This is a genomic window from Ureibacillus yapensis (genome assembly GCF_003515775.1).
Lineage (GTDB): Bacteria > Bacillota > Bacilli > Bacillales_A > Planococcaceae > Ureibacillus > Ureibacillus yapensis.
The window spans coordinates 947162-968073 of the sequence record NZ_QWEI01000001.1 but is presented as its reverse complement, the minus strand read 5'-3'; the positions used below and the strand labels follow the sequence as shown (position 1 = coordinate 968073).

Sequence of the window (20912 nt, the reverse complement as noted above, 5' to 3'; positions counted from 1 at the left end):
AAGCCCTCATGAAGTGGTATGATAGAATATAGTGCTTCCGTAAAGGAGCCGAAAAACGAGGGGAAAAGACAAGTATGCGAAACTATATTGATCTCTGGGCTAGGACAGTCAAGACAGGGATTATTAAATCTAATTTAATACCGATGTTTGCTGCTCTGATGCTTGCTTTATATACGTATAATTTAAATTTTATCGACCATATACCACATATCGTGTTTGCTGTTGTAGGTTCTGCCTTGATTATCGGTGCTTCCGGTATTTTTAATAACTTATATGACCGTGACATTGATGCCATTATGCCACGTACCAAATCTAGACCTACCGTAACGGAGGAACTGAGTCTCCGTACGGTATTGATTGTCGGAATCATTCTATTGATTGCTGGGTTGGCAATCTTATCATTAACAACACCATTAGCCGCGTTTCTTGGCTTTTTAGGCGTCTTTTTCTATGTTGTCCCCTATACAATGTGGACAAAAAGAAGAACAATCTGGAACACGGAAGTAGGGAGCATCTCCGGTGCAATGCCGCCGTTGATCGGATGGGCAGCAGTCGCTCCGGATATTTGGTACCCGGCTGCTTGGGCGCTGTTCATCATCATGGTTATTTGGCAAATGCCGCATTTTTATGCCATTGCCATCCGGAAAAAAGATGACTACGCGGCTGCCAATATCCCGATGCTTCCGGTAAAAAAAAGCATGAGAAGAACGTATCTGCAAACGAATATTTACCTGGTCATCATGATGCTGACAAGCTTCTTGTTTGTTCCGCTAAGCTGGGGCTTAACGCTAAGTTCGCTCATCTTGGGCGGCATTTGGCTGTGGATCAGCATTGTCGGATATCGCCAAATGGATGAAACAAAATGGGCAAATAAAATGTTTGCGTATTCACTGATATATATGATGGCCGTATTTGCAACAGTCATCATCTATGCGAGTGTAGGTATGATTCTTCAATAACGAATAAAAAAAGTGTCCCAAGTGGGGCGCTTTTTTTATTTGGGTGGGGAGTTGCGGGTTGGAAATTGGGTTGGATGTAGTTAATGAACACAAAGCGTCTAAATGCCTTTTTGGAAAGAGTTTTTAGTAAAACGGGGGAATAGGAATCTTCAAAACGCCCGAATGAAGAAGGGTTTTAGTAAAACGGTCGAATAGAATGTGTCTATACGCCAAAATCAAGGTTGGACGCGGATAAACAGTTTAATAGGAGCGTAAAAAAACTCTAATTTAAAGTGAGTTTCCGGGAAAACGGAAAAAAGAAAGACTCTCTAAAAATTATATTACGTTATACAATTAATATTATATTCTGGTAGAAAATTACCAACCAGCCAGCCGAAATAGAATGTTGTTGCATATCAGATATTCTAAAACATAACAAATTGAAATGCTTAAAGTATAATCTTTTAACTAGAATTTAAAATATTTTAAATGTTGTTATATAACAAATTATTTCTAAATTGTGAACAAAAATATGATAAAAATGTGACATAACATAATATTATATATGCAATAACTTTTGAGGATGATATGATGATTATGTCATTAAGAGTTCAACAAAAACCTTAATGATAATCGCTCTTTAGTAAACTGATAAGTTAAGCTCATATGATCCTTGTAAAAGCTTGTTCGACAAGATATATAACCTCCCCTATGTTTATATATAAAAAAATGCTTTTAAAGGTCAGTCAAAAAACCCCTGCGCTTCCAGTGGCGCAGGGGTTTTTTCTGCGCCGAAAGCGAAGCGGCAGGCGCAAAAATAAAGAAGAACAAATTTTATTTAAAGCAATAAACAATAGAAATAGCTAAAATTTCATGCTTCCAGTGGCATGAGGGTTTTTTCTGCTTCCAAGGTTTACAATAATCAAAATAAGGGTAGGGAAGTATCATATAACATAAAAACAAGTAAACCCCACGCTAGCCGTGTGGTTATTTAGCAATGAAGCAAAAAAACCGATGATGAAAAGCAAATCATCGGCTCCATTTGATATGATGTTATTTCGGTTAAAATGCAGTAAATGAATAAAGACCGAAAAGCAATGAAATAGTAGACAAAGAGAAGTAGAAAGCACTGGAATTCTTTTTGCTCGGTCTGTTCAATTCATATTGTCCCATTGCAAAAAAGAGGGGACCCATGAACATAAACGCCCAAGGAAGAAGGTGTGGACTTCCCACAACAAACGTGTAAATCGCGATTAATATTAATAATAATCCTGCTACTGGCTGCATCAATAGGACTAAACTCCATTTATTCTCCATACCTCACACTCCTTATTAAAATTATTCGTTAAATTTCGTATATTTTTAAAAATTCCATAAATATTTCAAAAATTCCTTTTCAATGTCAAAAATTCATACTTTTAACTTACGATAAGTATATTTTTTGCTAAATCTCGCCAAAAAAGAGACCCGGAAATTTATTCTCCAGGTCTCTTTAGATGATTTATTAAAATTTTAAAGTGGACACTTCGTTTAAATAATCGCCAAGAACGCGCAATCCTTTATCGAAGTTTTCGAGATGGAAATGTTCATTAGGCGCATGGAAGTTTTCGCTATTTAAGCCGAATCCCATCAATACAACCGGTACCGATAAAATTTCATCAAAAGCCGCCACAATTGGAATCGAGCCACCGCCGCGCGTAAATGCAGTAGGCACATTGTAAATGCGTTCATAGGAGCGTCCGGCTGCTTGAATTAACGGATGGTCGAATGGTGTTAGATAAGGAGCGCCTTTATCGAACTCGGAAACCGTCACTTCCACGCCTTTTGGTTTATGTTTTTCGATATGGGCTTTCAGCAATTGTACGATTTCATTTGGATCCTGGTCTGGAACCAAACGGCAAGTAATTTTAGCACCCGCTTCAGCAGGAAGCACGGTTTTGATTCCTTCACCTGCGAATCCTCCGAATACTCCATTTACTTCAAGCGTTGGGCGAGCCCAAGTTTGTTCCAAGTAAGAATAGCCTTCTTCCCCGAATAATTCGTTTACGCCAACTTCTTCCTTCAATGCTTCTTCATCAAAGTTTAAATCGCGGTAAGCTTGACGTTCTTCTTCTGACAAGGGACGTACTTTATCATAAAAGCCCTCTACTTGAATCGTTCCGTGTTCATCGCGGAAAGAAGCTAGAATCTCGGCTAGTGCATGGATGGCGTTTTGCACGCCTCCGCCATAAAGACCGGAGTGAAGATCCCCTTTTGCACCGCGTACATCAATCTGCACACCCGTCAATCCACGCAACCCGTAGCATACAGCCGGTTTTCCGGGACCATATAGCCCTGTATCGGAAATTAAAATAAAATCCGAAGATAGCTTTTCTTTATTTTCTTCCACATAGGCCGGCAAGTTGGGGCTGCCAATCTCTTCTTCGCCTTCGTAAATGAATTTCACGTTAACCGGAAGGGAACCAGTTGTTTCAAGAAATGCTTCAATCATTTTTAAATGCATGAAAACTTGGCCTTTGTCATCGGAAGCTCCGCGAGCATACAATTTGTTGTCGCGAATTACAGGGTTGAAAGGTTCAGATTCCCATAGATGAAGGGGATCAACAGGCTGTACATCATAATGGCCGTAGAAAAGGATGGTCGGTTTGCTTTCGTCGTGGAGCCATTCGCCGTACACCACAGGATGGCCGGCAGTTGGGTCAACGCTTACATTTTCGATGTTTAATTTTCTAAGTTGGTCGGCCAGCCAATTGGCAGCCGTTTGCATGTCTGGTTTGTGTTCGGAAAGGGAACTGATGCTTGGAATCCGTAGAAACTCATTTAATTCCTCTAAGTGTTTTTGTCGATTTTCCTTGAAATAAGCATCTAAAGCCTGCAAATCACTCATTGTAAAATCCCTCATTTCAAAAATTTTCGGATGGCAGAAATAGTATAACACATTGCAGCATATGGTACAGATGGTGAGCTTTTATCCAAATTTTATGTTTTACCTTCTAGGAAAAGGGGTAATGGGGTTGAGTTAGAGCAAGCAATTTAGCTTAAAACCTTTTGTTAGGGTTAAAGCTTTTACGAAAATTACAAGGAGTAAGCCCGAAGATTACATGAATGTAATGTAATTGAAAGCAAATCCGATAGAGTGTAATACAATTATTTGGGAAAATGATGTTAGAAGCAAGTTCTATATTGGAGGATAATAAAGAAATGACTAACTGTTTAAATGGAATTTATGAAGAATTTAATCGTTACATATATCATTTATGTTTAAAATTGACACGCAATAAAGCAGAAGCGGAAGACCTAATGCAGGAAGTTTGGGTAAAAGTCATCCGCAACCAAGAACAAGTAGAGAAGGTTGACCATATAAAAGCATGGCTTACCACAATTACCATGAATACATTCCGCGACCGCTATCGCAAAAATGTGAGAAGAAGCAAATATATGATGAGTCAACCTGAAACATTAGACGTACCGATCTTGGATTTGGTTCCCAATAACGAGATTTCTACCGAAGAACAAGTAGAAAAAGTGGCTGTTACAAAAATCGTCCAAGAAAAAATGCAAGAGTTGGACGGCATTTATCAGAAAACGTTATGGTACTTCTATGTTGATCAATATTCATTAGCCGAAATCTCGACTTTGATGAAGGTATCAATCGGTACCGTTAAGTCGCGTTTGTTCCGTGCCAAAGCGCGGCTAAAGGAAATCCTGATGGCCGACACAGCGTTGGAGGATGTAGTGCTAGCCTAAAATAAATGAGTGAAGAGCAGGAAGCTTTTAATTAAAAGTTTCCTGTTTTTTTATATGGTTTATAGGTATTTTATGGGTTATAAGTAAAATATATGTATAATTTAGATAAATTAGAAAAAATTAATCTAAAAAAGGCAATGATTTATCTCGACAGTATTTTTATAATAGAAACTATATTCAGAAAATAATTTATTTTTAAAATATTAATAGTTTGTTATTGTTAAAGTTTCATTGCCTTTAGGATAAACAATTCAATTGGCGCCAAGTGAGGAATTACTTGATAAGCAGGGGGTTTGTAAATGATCAAATTTGAAAATGTTCATAAACATTTTGGGGATTTCCATGTTCTAAACAATATTAATCTTGAAATCAATAAAGGGGAAGTAGTGGTTATTATTGGTCCATCCGGATCAGGAAAAAGTACATTGCTTCGCTGCATGAACCAATTAGAAACAATATCCGAAGGGCGATTGGAAGTGAATGGGGTCGTCTTATCCGATAAGAAAGTGAACATTAATGAATTTAGAAAAAATGTGGGAATGGTCTTCCAGCATTTTAATCTATACCCAAACAAAACAGTGCTGGAAAATATTATGCTGGCTCCTGTTAAAGTGCTGAAAAAATCCAAAGAAGAAGCTAAAAAGACGGCTTTGTATTATTTGGAGAAAGTAGGGATTCTGGAGAAAGCCGATGCTTACCCAAGCCAGCTTTCCGGTGGACAACAGCAGCGTGTGGCGATTGCCAGAGGGCTTGCCATGAATCCGCAAATTATGCTGTTTGATGAACCGACATCTGCACTTGACCCCGAGATGATTGGGGAGGTGCTTGATGTTATGAAGGCTCTTGCCCTTGAAGGAATGACGATGGTCGTGGTTACCCATGAAATGGGCTTCGCTCGTGAAGTGGCAGACCGCATCATCTTTATTGATAAAGGGCAAATCCTGGAGGATGCAGATCCGACTGAGTTTTATAATCAACCAAAAGACGAACGCGCTCGATTATTCCTCAGCCGGATTTTGAATCATTAATAAATTACTATATAAGTTTAGGGGGAGTTTACATGTTCAAAAGCAAAAAACTATTTACTTTTATGTTTCTAGTTATTCTTTCTGTTTTTGCTTTAGCTGCTTGCGGAGGCGAAGAAGAGAGCAAAGAGGAGAACAAAGAGGAAACTGGCTCATCTGAAGGCGGTTCCACACTGGAAACAATCAAGGCAAACGATAAAATTGTTTGGGGTGTGAAAAACGATACAAAACTATTTGGTCTTAAAAACCCAAGTAATGGGGAAATTGAAGGTTTTGACGTTGATATGGCCAAGGCTATTACAGAAATCATTTTAGGAGATGCATCTAAAGTAGAATTCAAGGAAGTTACGTCAAAAACTCGTATCCCGATGTTGAATAATGGAGATATTGATGCAATCATTGCCACAATGACGATCACTGAAGAACGTAAACAAGAAGTAGATTTTTCTGACGTTTACTTTGAAGCAGGTCAAGCTTTATTAGTTAAAAAAGGCAGCCCAATCCAAAGTATTGAAGATATTACGGCAGATACAAAAGTATTGGCAGTTAAAGGTTCAACGTCTGCGATTAATATTCGTGAAAAAGCACCAGAAGCACAAGTATTGGAGTTTGAAAACTATGCAGAAGCATTCACTGCACTAAAAGCTGGCCAAGGGGATACATTAACAACTGATAATGCCATCCTGTTCGGTATGGCTTCAGAAGATAGCAACTTCGAAGTGGTGGGCGATACATTTACGGATGAGCCATATGGTATCGCAGCGAAAAAAGGCAGCGATGATTTTGTTCAAGCCATTAATGATGCACTTGCTGAATTAAAAGAAAACGGCAAGTACGATGAACTGTACAACAAATGGCTTAACTTCTAATTTTTAAGGATAACGGATAAGTCGACGGGCAGTAACAAGATTCCCTTTTGGGGGCAGCTGCCCGTTTTGTTTTATAAAATTGAATGGTTTGATTGAGGCATGAAAGGATTTGAAAGTCTAAAGTTTTTCTATCTTGGTTAGTTAATGGAGTGATAATATGCTTGATTTTACGATTCTCTCTGAAAATTTCGATATGTTTTTGGAAGGATTTTTAAATACGTTATATGTAAGTTTTCTAGCCCTTATTGGAAGTTTTGTTTTGGGAACAATCTTGGCGATATTTCGAATTGCCCCTATTAAACCATTGAATTGGATTGGGACCATCTATGTTGAATTTATACGAAATATACCGCTGTTAATCATTTTGTTTTTCATTTTCACAGGGCTCCCTGTTTTTGAGATCCGTTTAAGCGGTTTTGTTGCCGGAACATTGGCATTAATGATTTATACAGCTGCCTTTATTGCAGAAGCGATCCGTGCAGGTATTTTATCCGTACCAAAGGGGCAAATGGAAGCGGCAAGGTCATCGGGACTTACTTATACGCAAGCGATGTGGCATGTCATTTTACCCCAGGCCATCAAAATTGTTATTCCGCCATTAGGAAACCAATTTATCAACCTAGTAAAAAATTCATCCATTTTAACGATTGTTGCTGCGGGTGAATTAATGTATCAAGGGGATTTGATTTCTTCCAGAACTTTCGTAACTTTTGATGTTTATATTTTTGTTGCAGTCTTTTACCTGATTATTACGCTTCCTTTAAGTTTGGGCGTAAACCGTTTGGAAAAAAGACTTGCACAGAGCAATTAAGGGGGTCAGGTGAATGGATTTTATCGGAGCATATAGCCCTGACAATTTAAGTTTTTTAGTGGAAGGTTTTTGGATTACAATCAAAGTTGCGGCCATTTCCATTGTGTTGAGTTTTATCATCGGGGGAATTCTGGGGATTCTGCGTTATGCCAAGATCCCGGTCATTTCCATGATTTCGGCTTGTATCATCGAGATTATTCGAAACTTGCCGCTGCTTTTGATTATTTTCTTCGTATATTTTGCATTGCCGGAAATCGGAATTAAGTTCAGTGTTGTAGCGTCGGCAATCATTGCACTAACCGTTTTTGAATCGGCGATGTTGGCGGAAATTATCAGAAGTGGGTTGAATTCCGTACCGAAAGGGCAAATTGAAGCAGGGCGGTCGTCAGGCTTGTCATATATTCAGACGCTTTGGCATATTGTTCTGCCTCAAGGCGTGAAAAAAATGGTTCCGCCAATCGTGAGTCAATTTATTTCATTATTGAAGGATACATCGCTGGCAACCGTGATTGCTCTCCCGGAACTGATGCATAACGCGCAGGTGGTTAATGCACAAAGCATTAATAATATTATTCCGATTTTCATTTTAGTAGCGTTAATGTACTTTGTCGTGAATTATATCTTGTCGATCGTAGCAAGAAGGCTGGAATTGAAAACAAGCTAATGGGGGGACTACCTTTTTGGGTAGTTTCTTTTATTTTTCCGAATGGAGGCAATAAAAAAAGTAAGATGCTCTTTCATTGCATCTTACTTTTGGAGAGGGTGTTCTTCCTCAATAAGCTTATTCTGTCCGTTTCCAGCCGTTAGACATTTTTCGAAGATAGTATGTAGCGTCTTGATCTCGTCGTTCGTAAGCATGCCGAACATTGTGTGAACGATTGCTGATACCTGTGCACGGGATTCTTCTAAAACCTTTTCCCCCTCCGGTGTGATGGCGATTTGCGAAGCGCGGCGATCCGTATTGCTTTGCGTCTTTTCTACAAAACCGCCTTTGATCAGCTTTGAGGTTAAAACCGTAATGCCACCGGTCGTTACTTTTAGATGCTCGGCAATCGCGGAAGGGCGTTTCGGTCCTTCTTTGGCCAATAAGTCCAAAAGTAAAATATGTGACTTAGAAAAACCGAGAGTATTGTGATGGTTCCACTCATTTGCCCATTTTCGCTCTATGGAAGAGGCGACTTCAAAAAGGGAGGAAAGAGATTCATGTCTTTGATTATCCATAATGTTTCAGCTCCACTTACCTAATTCATATCGCATAATGTCATTTTACGAACTAGAATTCGTTAAGGTGCTTGATCAGCCTTGAGCAGCAAGTTGTTGCATTGCATTTAATTCATAAGCACGCACTTTACGTGGAATGAAGCGGCGGATATCCATTTCGTTATAGCCTACTTGAATCCGCTTTTCATCAAGCATGATGGGACTGCGCAACATACGAGGATGCTGTTGAATTAAATTATAAAGATCCTGGATGGATAATTGATCAATATCAATGTTCAAGTTTTTGAAATCATTTGAGTTTGTTGCAATAATTTCATCTGTTCCGTCTTCAGTCATTTTTAAAATATTCTTAAATTCAGCCAATGTTAATGGTTGTGATGTGATTCGTTTTTCAGTAAAAGGAATATTGTTGGCTTTTAACCATTTGATTGCTTTTCGTGAAGAAGAACAGCTAGATTGTGTGTAAATTGTAACTGTCATAAAATCTCCCACTTTCTTTTAATTTAGGTTTGTTAGCCCACTGATAAGTTATTTTAGTTTATATAAATATCTTACCAGTAAGACATCTATAAGTCAATTATAATTGCAAAATGCTTATGTAAGCTGCTTACAATTAATTAATAACCGTTTTCTTATAAATATATACGTATTTCAAAAATAAAAGTTTCATTTATTTGCATTTTTCTTCTTTTGGTGATAGTTTGAAATATTTCTTTTAAATCTCTGTATCATTTGAAAAATAGAATTTAAGATTTTGTAAAAAAGTGAAGTGATTTGTAAAATACAGGCAAGGAGGGGGTAGATGATAAAGTGGAAACGCAACGAACCCGATACGATTCCGCTGCTTGAGTGCATCTTGAGGAGATTATGTGGTGATGATCCCTTATATAGCCAGTACGAAGAAAAACTGAAGCGTGAAAAAGCCGGTTTTTATGGAGAACAACGTTTGGACCGAGAATGGCTGGACTTCCAAATACAGTGTCCTTTTGTATTGCTGAATGGTTTGAGGTTTGAAAATAAAGACGCTTTTACGCATCAAATAGATGCACTCTTTCTTTGTCCTTATTTTATTTTTGTTATGGAAGTAAAAAATATTGCCGGCCGCATTGATATAAATGATGAAACCAATCAATGTATACGCACTCGCGCTGATGGAAGGATGGAAGGCTTTACTAATCCAGTTGATCAAGTAAGAAGGCATGGGGGATTTGTGAGAGAGTTCTTGCGGGAACTAGGAATAGCCATTCCGGTAGTGTCCGGAGTAGTCTTTGCGAATCCTTATTCAATCATCGGGGAAGTCAACGCGAGAGATGTACTTGTGTTTCAGGTGAGCGGATTGAGGTATAAAATGGGGAAATTATTTGCGAGATATAAAGAGCGTATTATTGAAGATACTGAGATGCATTCGATAGCCGAGGAACTGATTAGGAAACGGAGGTTAGGCAGCAGCTGGCAGCCTAAGATTGATTCACAAAGATTGAAGAGGGGAGTATTGTGTCCCGGTTGCAATCATGGAGTGCAAATGCATTATAAATATGGAAGTTGGCATTGCAGTAGGTGTGGGAATAATGATGAAAGCGCCTTTTATGAAGCGTTGAACGATTATCGTTTGCTGTGGGGGGAGCGCCTGACGAATGGTGAATTTAGGGAGTTTTTTGGGATTGAGTCTAGAAAGACTGCATATCGAATACTTAACAGCCTGGATCTGAAATGTGAAGGGGAACGGAGATATAAAAATTACCTAATACCATCAACTATTTCTGAAATGTCCCATAGAAAATAAAAAGTGTCTCATAGAATGTTAAATCTGTCCCATAGAATCCTAAAAGTGTCCCATAGGTTTCAAAATGTGTCCCATAGAATCCGAAATGCACCAGGGTAACCCTCTTCAAAAATCCCAGGCACAACCAAATTCAGAAAAATTTACTAGTCTACCACCCATTTTTTGACCATAACTAACAAACTGCCAAACTTCACTTTTCAACCCACTAGCAAAATAGCAGAATCTTACCAAAAAAACGGTTTAAGCTCCTCGATGAAGAGCTTAAACCGTACATCATTCTATAAATCTGTTTTTCCTGTAGTAAACCAGTCCTGCACATTCCACACTTTTGTTGCCAATCCTTCATAGAATTCAGGCTCATGGGATACCAACACAATAGTGCCCTTGAAATCCTGCATGGCGCGTTTCAATTCTGCTTTGGCATCCACATCCAAGTGGTTTGTTGGTTCGTCAAAGATTAACCAGTTTGTTTCGTTCATCATCAGTTTGCATAGACGCACTTTCGCTTGCTCGCCCCCTGATAGCGAATTTAACGGACGTGTAATATGATCCGTTTTCAGACCGGCACGGGCTAAAGCAGCACGAACCTGCGCTTGCTCCATAGATGGGAAGGCATTCCACACATCATCGATTGGCGTGATTTTATCCGCTTTTACTTCTTGTTCAAAATAAGAAGGTACCAAATAGTCGCCAAGGATGACGTTTCCATCAAGAGGCTTCACTTTCCCGAGCATCGTTTTGAGAAGTGTGGATTTACCCACACCGTTCATGCCGACAAGCGCAATTTTTTCTCCGCGCTCAATCATAAATGTCAGAGGTGGGAGCAATGGTTTTTCTTGATCATATCCAATGACAAGATTTTCGGCTTCCACAACATAGCGGCTTGGTGTTCTTGCTTCTTTAAAACTGAATTCCGGTTTTACGGCAGTTTCTGGACGGTCAATGCGTTCCAGACGATCAAGCTGTTTTGCACGTGACTTGGCACGTCCTGTCGTTGAGTAGCGCGCTTTATTTTTTGCAATGAAATCCTCTTGCTTCTTAATGAATTCTTGTTGCTTCTCATACGCCTCAATATGCTGGCGCTTGTTAATTTCCGCAAGTTCCAAGAATTTCTCGTAAGTAGCTGTATAGCGTGTTAGTTTAGAGAATTCAAGTTGGAAAATCACATCGACCGTTTCATTCATGAACTCAGTATCATGGGAGATCAATAAAAACGCATGGGGATAGTTTTTAAGATAGTTTTTTAACCAAGTTACATGCTCTTCGTCCAGGTAGTTGGTTGGCTCATCCAGCAATAGCACTTTCGGTTTTTCAAGCAACAGTTTGGCCAATAAAACCTTTGTGCGCTGACCGCCGGATAGGGCAGCCACATCCCGCTCGAGTCCAATGGCATCCAAGCCAAGACCGCGCGCGACTTCCTCGATTTTAATATCCAGACTATAGAAGTCGCCGGCATCCAATGCATCCTGTACTTCCGCCATTTGTTCGAGCAGTTCTTCCAGCTCTTCTGGTGTCGCGTCGCCCATTTTATTTGCAATTTCATTTAGTTCTTCTTCTTTTTTATAAAGAGGAAGGAAAGCGTCCCGCAAAGCGTCGCGCATTGTACGTCCGGCAGTCAATACGGTATGTTGGTCCAAATATCCGTAGTGTGTGCCCGGCAGCCATTCCACTTTACCTGTATCATGGATAGTTTGCCCGGTAATGATGCCCATTAACGTGGATTTACCCACACCATTGGCACCGACCAATCCGATGTGGTCGCCTTCAACAAGGCGGAATGAAACATCCTTGAAGAGTGTGCGATCACCAAAGGAATGACCTAAGTTTTCAACTGTTAATATTGCCATGTTATATCCTCCAATTAATCAAATGCGCCTTGGCGTATTTGCGTCCAGATTTTATCGAGCTGGCTCGATAACTTCCTTTAAAAATCTGTGACATCCGCCGGAGGCTTTAATTTCATTCAGTATGAGTTTGAACCCTATGGAATAGATTTGCTTTTTCATATTTATCTAATCAATTATAGTAGTCGTGACTTTTGCTGAATGAAATTCATTTCAATTCAGTTCTATAGCCATTAAAAAAACTCGCGGGGTTATGACAATGCCGCGAGCTGTTTGTTCAGTTCAGCAAGTTGTTTTTCCATGTTGGAAAGGATTTCTTCAGCTTTTGCTACAGAGTCCGCATGGCCTGTACTTTCCAGCTTTTCGATATCGCCTTGAAGTCTGACATAATCCATTTTCAACTCTGCAATTTGTTGTTCAAGCTCAGATTTAGTAGCCATGAAAGTCGCTCCTTATGATTCGTCATCAAAACTTATGAACATTGTAACATAAGCACGAAGGTTTTTTCATTAATAATGATAGTACTGTGGGGAAAAATAAAAGCACTTCAAACGAGCGATACGACTCGTCCGAAATGCTTGCTGTCGCTTAAAGGTGATTGTTAAAGCGGAACCATGTTATGGCGTTCATAAGCAAAGTCCAGCAGGAGCGATTTGATGACTTCATTGTTATTTTGAAGATCCAGTTCAAATTGCTTGCGAACGGCGCGTTCACGTCTGGCTTCGTGCAATAATAATTCCATTACGGCGTTCTGTATGTTGGATTGCTTCATTTTGCGTCCCAGCCCGAGATGGACAAAGCCATTGTGCTCCCGTGGAAAAGCATTGTTCAACTCGCGCTCATTTTGCGCAGCCGTAATGCAGGGAATGCCAACCGTCGCCACTTTGTAAGGGGTGTAGTTTGCATTGCATATCACGATGTCTGCTTCAGGCAAAAGTTTTTCCAGGGCTTGGTCATCTTTTAAAAGCTTTGTATTTCGACGGCTCAAGACCATCATTTGCAGATCTTCAATGGAGTGTTTGTATTCACGGTCGATGGCCACTGTAATTTGCAAAGGAATTTGCAGCTGTGTTAAATGGCGCAGCGTTCGAAACGTTAAGTTGTTTTCGTCTCCATCTTCATAAGCAACCACAATGTGCGGAGGATGGGATAATTCGTTTGACACGCGTTCTTTTGCAATGGTTTTTAGAGATTCCTTTACAGCAAAAGCAAAGGTGCCTGATAAATTATTTTGGGCGCTATTTTCTTTTATTTCTTCATAAAGGGAAAGGATATTGCAATCCGCCAACTGTGCACCTTCCCCAAAATCATCGAAATGAACGATCGTTTTGCAGTATGGGCGCAGCTTTTCAATATGCTCCACCAAAGTATCCCTGCCATCCTGGACAATTAAATCAGGCTGTAAACTGCGAAGTTGATTGGTCAGTTCTGTGTGATGGCTAAACAAAACTGGAGATAGTTGGGCATCAGTTAAAATCTCGATCGCTTCTTGTCCATCTTGATTCAAAAAAATAGTAACACTTTCTTCTTCTTGCAAGAGTTTCGCGATGGTTGCTACACGTTCAATTGGATAATATCCTTTTAATGCATTATGTTCGACGATAAAAACGATTTTCTTTTTTAATGATGATAGACTTAGTTCATTTTGCATAAAATCCCATCCCTTCCCGGCTCTAAATTAAATTATGGTGAAAAATTAGAAAGTATGTGTAAAAATAACAATAGAAATCAACTGATGAATAGATTGCTAGATTTTCCAATGTATGCGCTAAGTTAGACAAAGATGAACGAAATGTGGTGATAAAGATGAAAATGCGTTCTGCCTTAATCGTGGGAGGTACAGGGCTGGTAGGTTCGAATCTCGTAAAGCTTCTTTGCGATAGCGAGGAATATATATCGGTCACCGTCATTGCACGGAGAAGCCTGGCTTTTGCCCACCCAAAGCTCATAGTAAAAGTTCGTTCATTTGATGAGTTGGAAGAAAACGATATTGAATTTGCCGACGAACTATTTTGCTGCTTGGGCACAACGCAAAAAAAAGCCGGCACTCGGGAGGCTTTTGAAAAAGTGGATGTGGAATATCCTCTGCATATCGCTTCTTTGGCCAAAAAAAGCGGCATTATGCACGCGATTATCATTACGGCAATGGGGTCGAATGAAAAATCGCCTTTCTATTACAATCGAGTGAAAGGGAAATTGGAGAAAGAATTAATTGCCCTGGAACTTTCACAGTTATCCATCGTGCGCCCATCCTTATTGCTTGGAGATAGACAAGAGTTCCGTTTGGGAGAAAAGATGGGGGAGTGGGCTTTGGCAATATTCAATCCATTGCTGGTGGGCCCGCTGAACAAATATCGCCCAATCGAAGCAGACCAGCTTGCATTGGCAATGAAAGTCATTGCTTTATTCGGCAAAAAATCTCCTGTTGCCATCTATGAATCTGCAGAGCTGAATTGGTTGAAAATGCCAGAACCCAAAAAAGAGAATCCTCTGTTGAGTGAAGATGAAGAGCTATTCAACTGGGACAAGCTGAAACCGGAAGAGTTGATTCCTCTGGATGAAGAAGTTGTGTTCAATAAGGAAAAATTAAAAAGTTTTAGCGTCAATCAAGAAAGTAAATAAGAATTTGGAATGGAAGAAGGTCTTTCGCAAATACTACAAAGAGCGGAAGGCTTTTTTATTTTTGCTAAAGGTTGAGGTTGCTTGAAGGATTAAAATTTTTCTCCGCTTTTCTAATGTCCAGCTGTGAACGCCAGCCTCTCGAGCGTTTCGACTTCTCCGACAAAGGCAAAAAGCGCCTTCTTGTCGAAGTCTCCGCCGCACAGGATGTGCAAGTGCCGACAATGCCACAGGACGTGGCGTACTTGTCGGCCAACGCTTGTCGAGGCTGTTCAGGCGTTCTCCGCTTTTCTAATAAGGAGATAATAAGATGTTTGATTCGATTCTTTTTCAGATCACTGCGGTTGTTACTTTGGGGATTTTATCGCAATGGGTGGCGTGGCGTTTTCGGTTGCCGGCGATTATCATTACCTCTCTCATAGGGTTAGTGGCAGGGCCCTTTTTGAATTTGCTGGATCCGCAAGAAAGTTTGGGTCCGTTGTATGGTCCACTTATTTCCATTGCTGTGGCTGTTGTTTTATTTGAAGGCAGCTTGAATTTGGACATGAAAAAAATGAAAGATTCCCGTCATGCCATTTTTCGTATCTCCACATTCGGTTCGTTGATCGCATGGTTTGTCGGCGCCATCGTGGCCTATTTTTTAGCAGGCTTGTCATTGGAAGCGTCATTTATTATTAGCGGCTTATTTATTATTACAGGTCCGACCGTTATTATTCCTTTATTGCGCCAGGCCAAAATAAAAGAACGGCCAGCCACAATCCTGAAATGGGAAGGCATTATCGTTGATCCGGTGGGTGTTCTGCTAGCTTTATTCTCATTGAAGATTGTCTTGTGGATGAGCGAAATGATTACGACGACTGCGCTATTATTATTCTTTGGTGCATCCGTTTTATCGACGCTTATTGGGGTGGTTGTGGGCTATATGCTCGGAAAGTTTTTGGAACAGGGGTACATTCCCGAATTTCTAAAATCGCCTATTGTATTGGTCAGTGCGCTGCTGGTATTCGTTTTATCGGATGAAATGATGCACGAAACAGGGCTGTTAGCCGTAACCGCAATGGGCATTATAATGGCAAATATGGATTTAACCTCTTTAAAAGATTTGCTTCATTTTAAGGAGAATATTTCGGTTCTTATGATTTCTGCGGTTTTTATTATACTGACAGCATCACTTTCAATCGATACATTGATTGGTTTGCTGAATTGGCCTATGTTGGCATTTGTCATCGCGATGTTGTTTCTGGTGAGGCCTTTATCGGTTTGGCTATCCACGATTGGACTTGGCTTAACAAAACAAGAACGGCTCTTCATTGGCTGGATTGCACCAAGAGGAATCATTTCGCTAACGGTCTCGGGTTTTTTCGCAAGTGAACTGGCTCATTTTGGATTTCAGAATACGGAAGCAATCACAGCATTAACACTTTCTCTAATATTTACAACGGTTATCGCTCATGGCCTCTCCATTCGCTGGGTGGCGAAAAAACTTGAGCTGCAGTCAGGGGATGATGGGGGGCTTTTAATCGTAGGGGGGAGTGCCTTCAGTGCGGTATTGGCGCATGCAATCCAATCCTTCAATAAACCGGTGTTGATCGTTGACCGTTCATGGGAAGCCCTCTCATCGGCACGCTCGTTGGGAATTGCCGCAGAAGTGGGAGATATTTTAAGTGAACAGTTTGAATATCATGCGGACTTGACCCCATATGAAGTCTTGGTAGCATCCACTTATGATGATGCATATAATGCGCTGATTTGCCAGCGGTTCATACCTGAGCTGGGACGTGAGCAAACTTTCCAAACCGCTCTTCCTCAGCATTATCCGAGAGAATATAGTAAGGGGATTGGCGGCAAGAAGCTATTTGAAGAAGGGTATGATATTCACAAATTAAATCGGCTCATCGAAGAAGGGTATACGATACGCAAAACCCCCTTAACGGAGCAATATACATTCGATGATTATCTAAAGGATGATCGACATAAGACAATTCCGTTATTTGCAGTAGATAAAGGCCAGCATTTAACATTCTTAACCGGTGAACAAAAAGGACCATTTGATGCCGGCACGACGATTGTAAGCTTAACTTCGCCGACCCGGATGATGACAAAAGCCATTGAAAAAGCAACAGGTGGAGAAAGTCGGACAAAAGACTGAAAATAATGACTTCCAAAACGGTTCTCTACTATAGCTTTTGGGTATCTGTTAGAATAATGTAGGGAAATAATATTTTGGAGGATTGAAAGATGAAAATATTACTCGTGGATGGCACCATATTTGGAGCTAAAACAGGTGCACTATTGCGACAAGTGGAGCAATATATAAAAGAATATAATAATGAATTGGAACTGGAAATATTATACTTCTCAAATTTAAAGCATCAAATTTTGGATGGCAGTCCGTTAAATGAAGATATGAAAATGATGATTCAAAAGTTTGAAGAAGCAGACGGCTATATAATCGCATCGCCGATTTACCAAGCGTCGATTCCAGGTGTGCTGAAAAATGCCTTTGATATGCTCAACCCCAAAGCGATGCGCTACAAACCGGTTTCAATGGTAGCGAATGGCGGTACATATCAACATCATTTAGTCGTGGAAAATCAATTAAGACCCATTTTGGACTATTTCCGCTGCTTGGTAACGCCGAACTATGTTTACTCACACGCATCGCATTTTGATGAAAACAACAATATCACGGATGAAGAGATTAAAGACCGTCTTCGTGAATTGGCGCGTGTGTTTGTTGAATATTGCAAACTAAGTGGAACATTGTCGAAAGAACCTGTTGATAAGCATTAAAATAAGACTCCCGGACTTAAAATCCGGGAGTCTTAACTTTTGCATAACCCCTAAGAAACAGCAGGAGTTTCCTTCAATTTAATTTTCTCCGGTTCAGCAGGCGACACCAATGCGTAGCGTTCCCATCTCCGGCTTTTCCATCTGAATAACACAATGATGGCGCGGGTCCATTCATCCGCCGCAATGGCCAGCCATACACCAACCAACCCTAGGTCAAGTACGAATACCAAAAAATAGCCCAGTGGCAGACTCATGCAAATCATCGACAAGAAACCGATTTTTACGGGGAATCGGGCATCTCCCGCAGCACGCATCGTATTAATGATGGTAATGTTGATTGTGCGCCCGGTTTCAAGTAAAAGACTTAATGCCAGGACAGATGCGCCAACCATGATTACCTCCGGATTTGCCGTGAATAGTTCCATTAACGATTCGCGGAAAATCATGACAAGCGCAGCAAGGGCAATGGTGAATGATAGCGCGCTTTTAACACTGGCCCATAGTTGTTTATAGGCAGCATCTTTGTCGCCTGAGCCAACAAGGCGACCGACGATAATGGAAGTCCCCATTCCAATCGCAATAGCGAAAAGATAGGTAAACATCGAAATATTCATGGCATATTGCCTTGCTGCCAAGGCTTCTGTACCAAGATAAGTGACATAATATAAAAAGACGATTTGGCAAGCTTGATACATGATTTGCTCGAAGGCGCTAGGTAATCCAATCGACAGGATCTTCTGAACGTATTCCTTTGAAAAGGTGAAATACTGCCGCCATTCTATTTTTACTTCCAGAGCTTGATACAACAGCCAGAAGAAGACAAATACGGCAATCAATCGACTGGCAACAGAAGAAATCGCTGCACCTTGCACACCAAGTTCAGGTGCGCCAAAATGGCCGAAAATTAAAAGATAGTTGCCAATCACATGGATGACGTTCATGCCAAGTGAGACCAGCATCGTTTGCTTTGTCCATCCATGTACACGAATGACCGCAGCCAATGAATTAATGACAGCCTGAAGGAAAATACCGCCTCCTACAATCAGTAAGTAGCTTTGTGCATGCTGAAGCACCTCGCCCTGCAGGTTCATGATCACCATTAATCGATTAGAGAATAAAACAAAGCCAATGGACATAATGACACCGACACAAAGGTTAAGCGTAACCGCTAAAGCGGAAATTCGTGCGGCTTCAATATATCGGCGCGATCCAAGATATTGGGAAACCACAATGGCAGCCCCGTTTCCGACTACTTCCAGAATCAGGATGGCTATGTGTATATATTGGTTGGCAGTGCCCACACCCGAAACGGCATCATCCGATACGGCACTTAACATAAAAGTATCGGCAAGCCCCATTAACATAAATAAGAATACTTCGAGGAAAATAGGCCAAGTTAAATGGAACAAACTTAGCTTTTCCGCAGGTTTTTTTAGAGTCTCACTCATTATTGCTTAATCCTTCTTTCTATAACTTCACACAGAAAAATATCTTATCATAAAAATGATGAAAAAACGTAAAGAAATTGATTTGTTATTGTAAATTTCCCCCTAGCAAAATGGGGCGGTTGATGGAGCAGGTTTAAGTGCTTTTTTACGGGGCATATCTAAAAAGTAGACAGGTTTTAATGGGAAACATGGAAGACTGTTTTAGCAGGATAAGGTATGATGGATTCTGAACACAATTAATTCAACTGCCTATAATTGTATGAACTTAAAAGGAGTATAATTCAACTGGAATGACAAAAAATAAGATCATAAAAAAGAGAAGAGGATTGTATGGGAATAGGATGGAATTTTGATAATAGCTATGCCAGACTTTCAGATACTTTTTATGCAAGTGTCGGCCTGAATCCTGTAAGAAACCCAAAAATCGTGATGTTCAACGGGAAACTTGCAGAAGAACTGGGCTTAAATCCACAGGAGCTTCAGAGCGAAGAGGGCGTGCAAATCCTGGCCGGAAATAAAGCGCCCGAAGGATCCTTCCCAATGGCGCAAGCATATGCGGGCCATCAATTTGGGCACTTTACAATGCTTGGCGATGGGCGTGCCATTTTATACGGGGAGCAAATGACCCCGAAAAAAGAACGCTTTGATATTCAATTAAAAGGTTCGGGACGAACGCCATTTTCACGCGGAGGTGACGGGCGTGCCGCTCTTGGCCCGATGCTCAGGGAATTTATCATCAGCGAAGCAATGCATGGCCTGGGCATTCCAACAACGCGCAGCCTTGCCGTTGTATCCACGGGGGAAGAGGTTATGCGTGAAACGCCGCTTCCGGGTGCAATCTTAACACGCGTAGCATCAAGCCATATTCGAGTGGGTACATTCCAATATACTGCGGGATGGGGCTCCTATGAGGACTTGCAAACATTGGCGAGCTATACATTGGTTCGTCATTTCTCCCATATCCCGCCCAGCGACCATCAACACCTGCGTTTGCTCCAGGAAGTTGTCCATAAACAAGCAGAGTTGATAGCGAAATGGCAGTTGGTCGGTTTTATCCACGGAGTGATGAATACCGATAATATGGCTATCAGCGGAGAAACGATCGACTATGGACCATGTGCTTTTATGGATACGTATCATCCAGACACGGTTTTCAGTTCAATTGATACACATGGGCGCTATGCTTATGGCAATCAACCCAAAATTGGCTTGTGGAACTTGGCCCGCTTTGCAGAGTCGTTGATTCCTTTATTGGACGAGGATGAAGAAAAAGCAATTGAACTGGCACAAGGCGAAATTTCACATTATATGGGCATCTTTGAGGATCATTGGCTCTCGGGAATGAGAGAGAAGCTGGGATTATTCAATGAAGAAGATGAAGACCAGGAATTAGCTGAAGAGCTTCTTGAGCTTATGAAAAACAATCGCGCGGACTATACAAATACTTTCCGTTCGCTTACAATCAACAAGCTGGAAGAGTCTCCGCTTTATGGAAAAGGGGAATTTAATCAGTGGCTTGAAAAGTGGCAGGCCAGACGTGAACGGCAATCACAATCTGTTGAAGAATCTACAGATTTAATGAAAAAAAGCAATCCTTCCGTCATTCCACGCAATCATCGAGTGGAGGAAGCATTAAAAGCAGCCGAGAAACATGGCGATTACAGCCTTGTTGAGAACCTATTAAAGGTACTCCAAAATCCTTATGAATATTCTTCCGAGCAAGAAGAATATTGCAAGCTGCCGGGGCCATCAAATGTACCTTATCGCACATTTTGCGGGACATAAGGAATTTCTGGCCACGCACCAATAATCGA

General features: G+C 40.7%; 19 protein-coding genes. 11 read left to right on the top strand and 8 right to left on the bottom strand.

Going from position 1 to position 20912, the window contains the following annotated elements; all coding sequences use genetic code 11:
• Window positions 1–74 precede the first annotated feature (74 nt).
• The gene (gene cyoE / locus D1B33_RS04555) at window positions 75–959 is read left to right on the top strand and encodes a heme o synthase (RefSeq protein ID WP_118875137.1); all 885 of its coding nucleotides are present in this window, start codon (window positions 75–77) and stop codon (window positions 957–959) included.
• Between the two features lie 1041 nt (window positions 960–2000).
• On the opposite strand, the gene D1B33_RS04550 is transcribed toward cyoE, so the two are convergent.
• Both D1B33_RS04550 and D1B33_RS04545 read right to left on the bottom strand, forming a co-directional pair.
• Entirely contained in the window at window positions 2001–2255 is a 255-nt protein-coding gene (locus D1B33_RS04550) for a hypothetical protein (RefSeq protein ID WP_118875135.1), read from the bottom strand.
• Window positions 2256–2442: 187 nt separating this feature from the next.
• Complete coding sequence (locus D1B33_RS04545; RefSeq protein WP_118875134.1) at window positions 2443–3825, bottom strand: dipeptidase; 1383 nt, start codon at window positions 3823–3825, stop codon at window positions 2443–2445.
• Between the two features lie 314 nt (window positions 3826–4139).
• Here D1B33_RS04545 and D1B33_RS04540 point away from each other — a divergent pair, with 314 nt between their 5' ends.
• The 5 genes from D1B33_RS04540 to D1B33_RS04520 all read left to right on the top strand — a co-directional run bounded on the left by D1B33_RS04540 (window position 4140) and on the right by D1B33_RS04520 (window position 8054).
• Entirely contained in the window at window positions 4140–4685 is a 546-nt protein-coding gene (locus D1B33_RS04540) for an RNA polymerase sigma factor (protein WP_118875133.1), read from the top strand.
• 299 nt (window positions 4686–4984) lie between these two features.
• Window positions 4985–5713 carry an amino acid ABC transporter ATP-binding protein gene (locus D1B33_RS04535; protein WP_118875132.1) on the top strand — a complete coding sequence of 243 codons (729 nt, stop codon included), beginning with the start codon at window positions 4985–4987 and terminating at the stop codon, window positions 5711–5713.
• Between the two features lie 32 nt (window positions 5714–5745).
• Window positions 5746–6579, top strand: a complete 834-nt coding sequence (locus D1B33_RS04530; protein WP_118875131.1) for a transporter substrate-binding domain-containing protein — start codon at window positions 5746–5748, stop codon at window positions 6577–6579.
• Window positions 6580–6736: 157 nt separating this feature from the next.
• Window positions 6737–7390: an amino acid ABC transporter permease gene (locus D1B33_RS04525; protein WP_118875130.1), complete on the top strand. Its 654-nt coding sequence runs from the start codon at window positions 6737–6739 to the stop codon at window positions 7388–7390.
• 13 nt (window positions 7391–7403) lie between these two features.
• On the top strand, window positions 7404–8054 hold the full coding sequence (locus D1B33_RS04520; RefSeq protein ID WP_118875129.1) for an amino acid ABC transporter permease: 651 nt from the start codon (window positions 7404–7406) through the stop codon (window positions 8052–8054).
• A gap of 83 nt (window positions 8055–8137) precedes the next feature.
• On the opposite strand, the gene D1B33_RS04515 is transcribed toward D1B33_RS04520, so the two are convergent.
• Window positions 8138–8611 (bottom strand): MarR family winged helix-turn-helix transcriptional regulator, encoded by a 474-nt coding sequence (locus D1B33_RS04515; RefSeq protein WP_118875128.1) that lies wholly within the window; start codon window positions 8609–8611, stop codon window positions 8138–8140.
• A 75-nt stretch (window positions 8612–8686) separates the two neighbouring features.
• Complete coding sequence (gene spx / locus D1B33_RS04510; protein ID WP_118875127.1) at window positions 8687–9091, bottom strand: transcriptional regulator Spx; 405 nt, start codon at window positions 9089–9091, stop codon at window positions 8687–8689.
• A gap of 322 nt (window positions 9092–9413) precedes the next feature.
• Between spx and D1B33_RS04505 the strand changes: the two genes are divergently transcribed.
• Window positions 9414–10394, top strand: coding sequence for a nuclease-related domain-containing protein (locus D1B33_RS04505; protein ID WP_118875126.1), 981 nt, complete (start codon window positions 9414–9416; stop codon window positions 10392–10394).
• A gap of 278 nt (window positions 10395–10672) precedes the next feature.
• Here D1B33_RS04505 and D1B33_RS04500 read toward each other — a convergent pair whose 3' ends face one another.
• From D1B33_RS04500 to D1B33_RS04490, 3 genes are all read right to left on the bottom strand, one after another.
• Window positions 10673–12241, bottom strand: a complete 1569-nt coding sequence (locus D1B33_RS04500; RefSeq protein ID WP_118875124.1) for an ABC-F family ATP-binding cassette domain-containing protein — start codon at window positions 12239–12241, stop codon at window positions 10673–10675.
• Between the two features lie 248 nt (window positions 12242–12489).
• Window positions 12490–12678, bottom strand: coding sequence for an SE1832 family protein (locus tag D1B33_RS04495; protein WP_118875122.1), 189 nt, complete (start codon window positions 12676–12678; stop codon window positions 12490–12492).
• Window positions 12679–12839: 161 nt separating this feature from the next.
• A complete protein-coding gene (locus D1B33_RS04490) occupies window positions 12840–13889 on the bottom strand; it encodes a PseG/SpsG family protein (RefSeq protein ID WP_118875121.1) in 1050 nt (349 codons plus the stop codon).
• A 155-nt stretch (window positions 13890–14044) separates the two neighbouring features.
• Between D1B33_RS04490 and D1B33_RS04485 the strand changes: the two genes are divergently transcribed.
• The 3 genes from D1B33_RS04485 to D1B33_RS04475 all read left to right on the top strand — a co-directional run bounded on the left by D1B33_RS04485 (window position 14045) and on the right by D1B33_RS04475 (window position 17650).
• Window positions 14045–14860 (top strand): NAD-dependent epimerase/dehydratase family protein, encoded by an 816-nt coding sequence (locus D1B33_RS04485; RefSeq protein ID WP_118875119.1) that lies wholly within the window; start codon window positions 14045–14047, stop codon window positions 14858–14860.
• A 307-nt stretch (window positions 14861–15167) separates the two neighbouring features.
• Window positions 15168–17006, top strand: coding sequence for a cation:proton antiporter (locus D1B33_RS04480; RefSeq protein ID WP_118875118.1), 1839 nt, complete (start codon window positions 15168–15170; stop codon window positions 17004–17006).
• A gap of 89 nt (window positions 17007–17095) precedes the next feature.
• A complete protein-coding gene (locus D1B33_RS04475) occupies window positions 17096–17650 on the top strand; it encodes an NADPH-dependent FMN reductase (protein ID WP_118875116.1) in 555 nt (184 codons plus the stop codon).
• A gap of 50 nt (window positions 17651–17700) precedes the next feature.
• Here the strand turns inward: D1B33_RS04475 and D1B33_RS04470 are convergent, their stop codons facing one another.
• Entirely contained in the window at window positions 17701–19098 is a 1398-nt protein-coding gene (locus D1B33_RS04470) for an MATE family efflux transporter (protein ID WP_118875115.1), read from the bottom strand.
• A 330-nt stretch (window positions 19099–19428) separates the two neighbouring features.
• On the opposite strand from D1B33_RS04470, the gene D1B33_RS04465 reads away from it, so the two are divergent.
• Window positions 19429–20883 (top strand): protein adenylyltransferase SelO, encoded by a 1455-nt coding sequence (locus D1B33_RS04465; RefSeq protein ID WP_118875113.1) that lies wholly within the window; start codon window positions 19429–19431, stop codon window positions 20881–20883.
• Window positions 20884–20912: the final 29 nt, after the last annotated feature.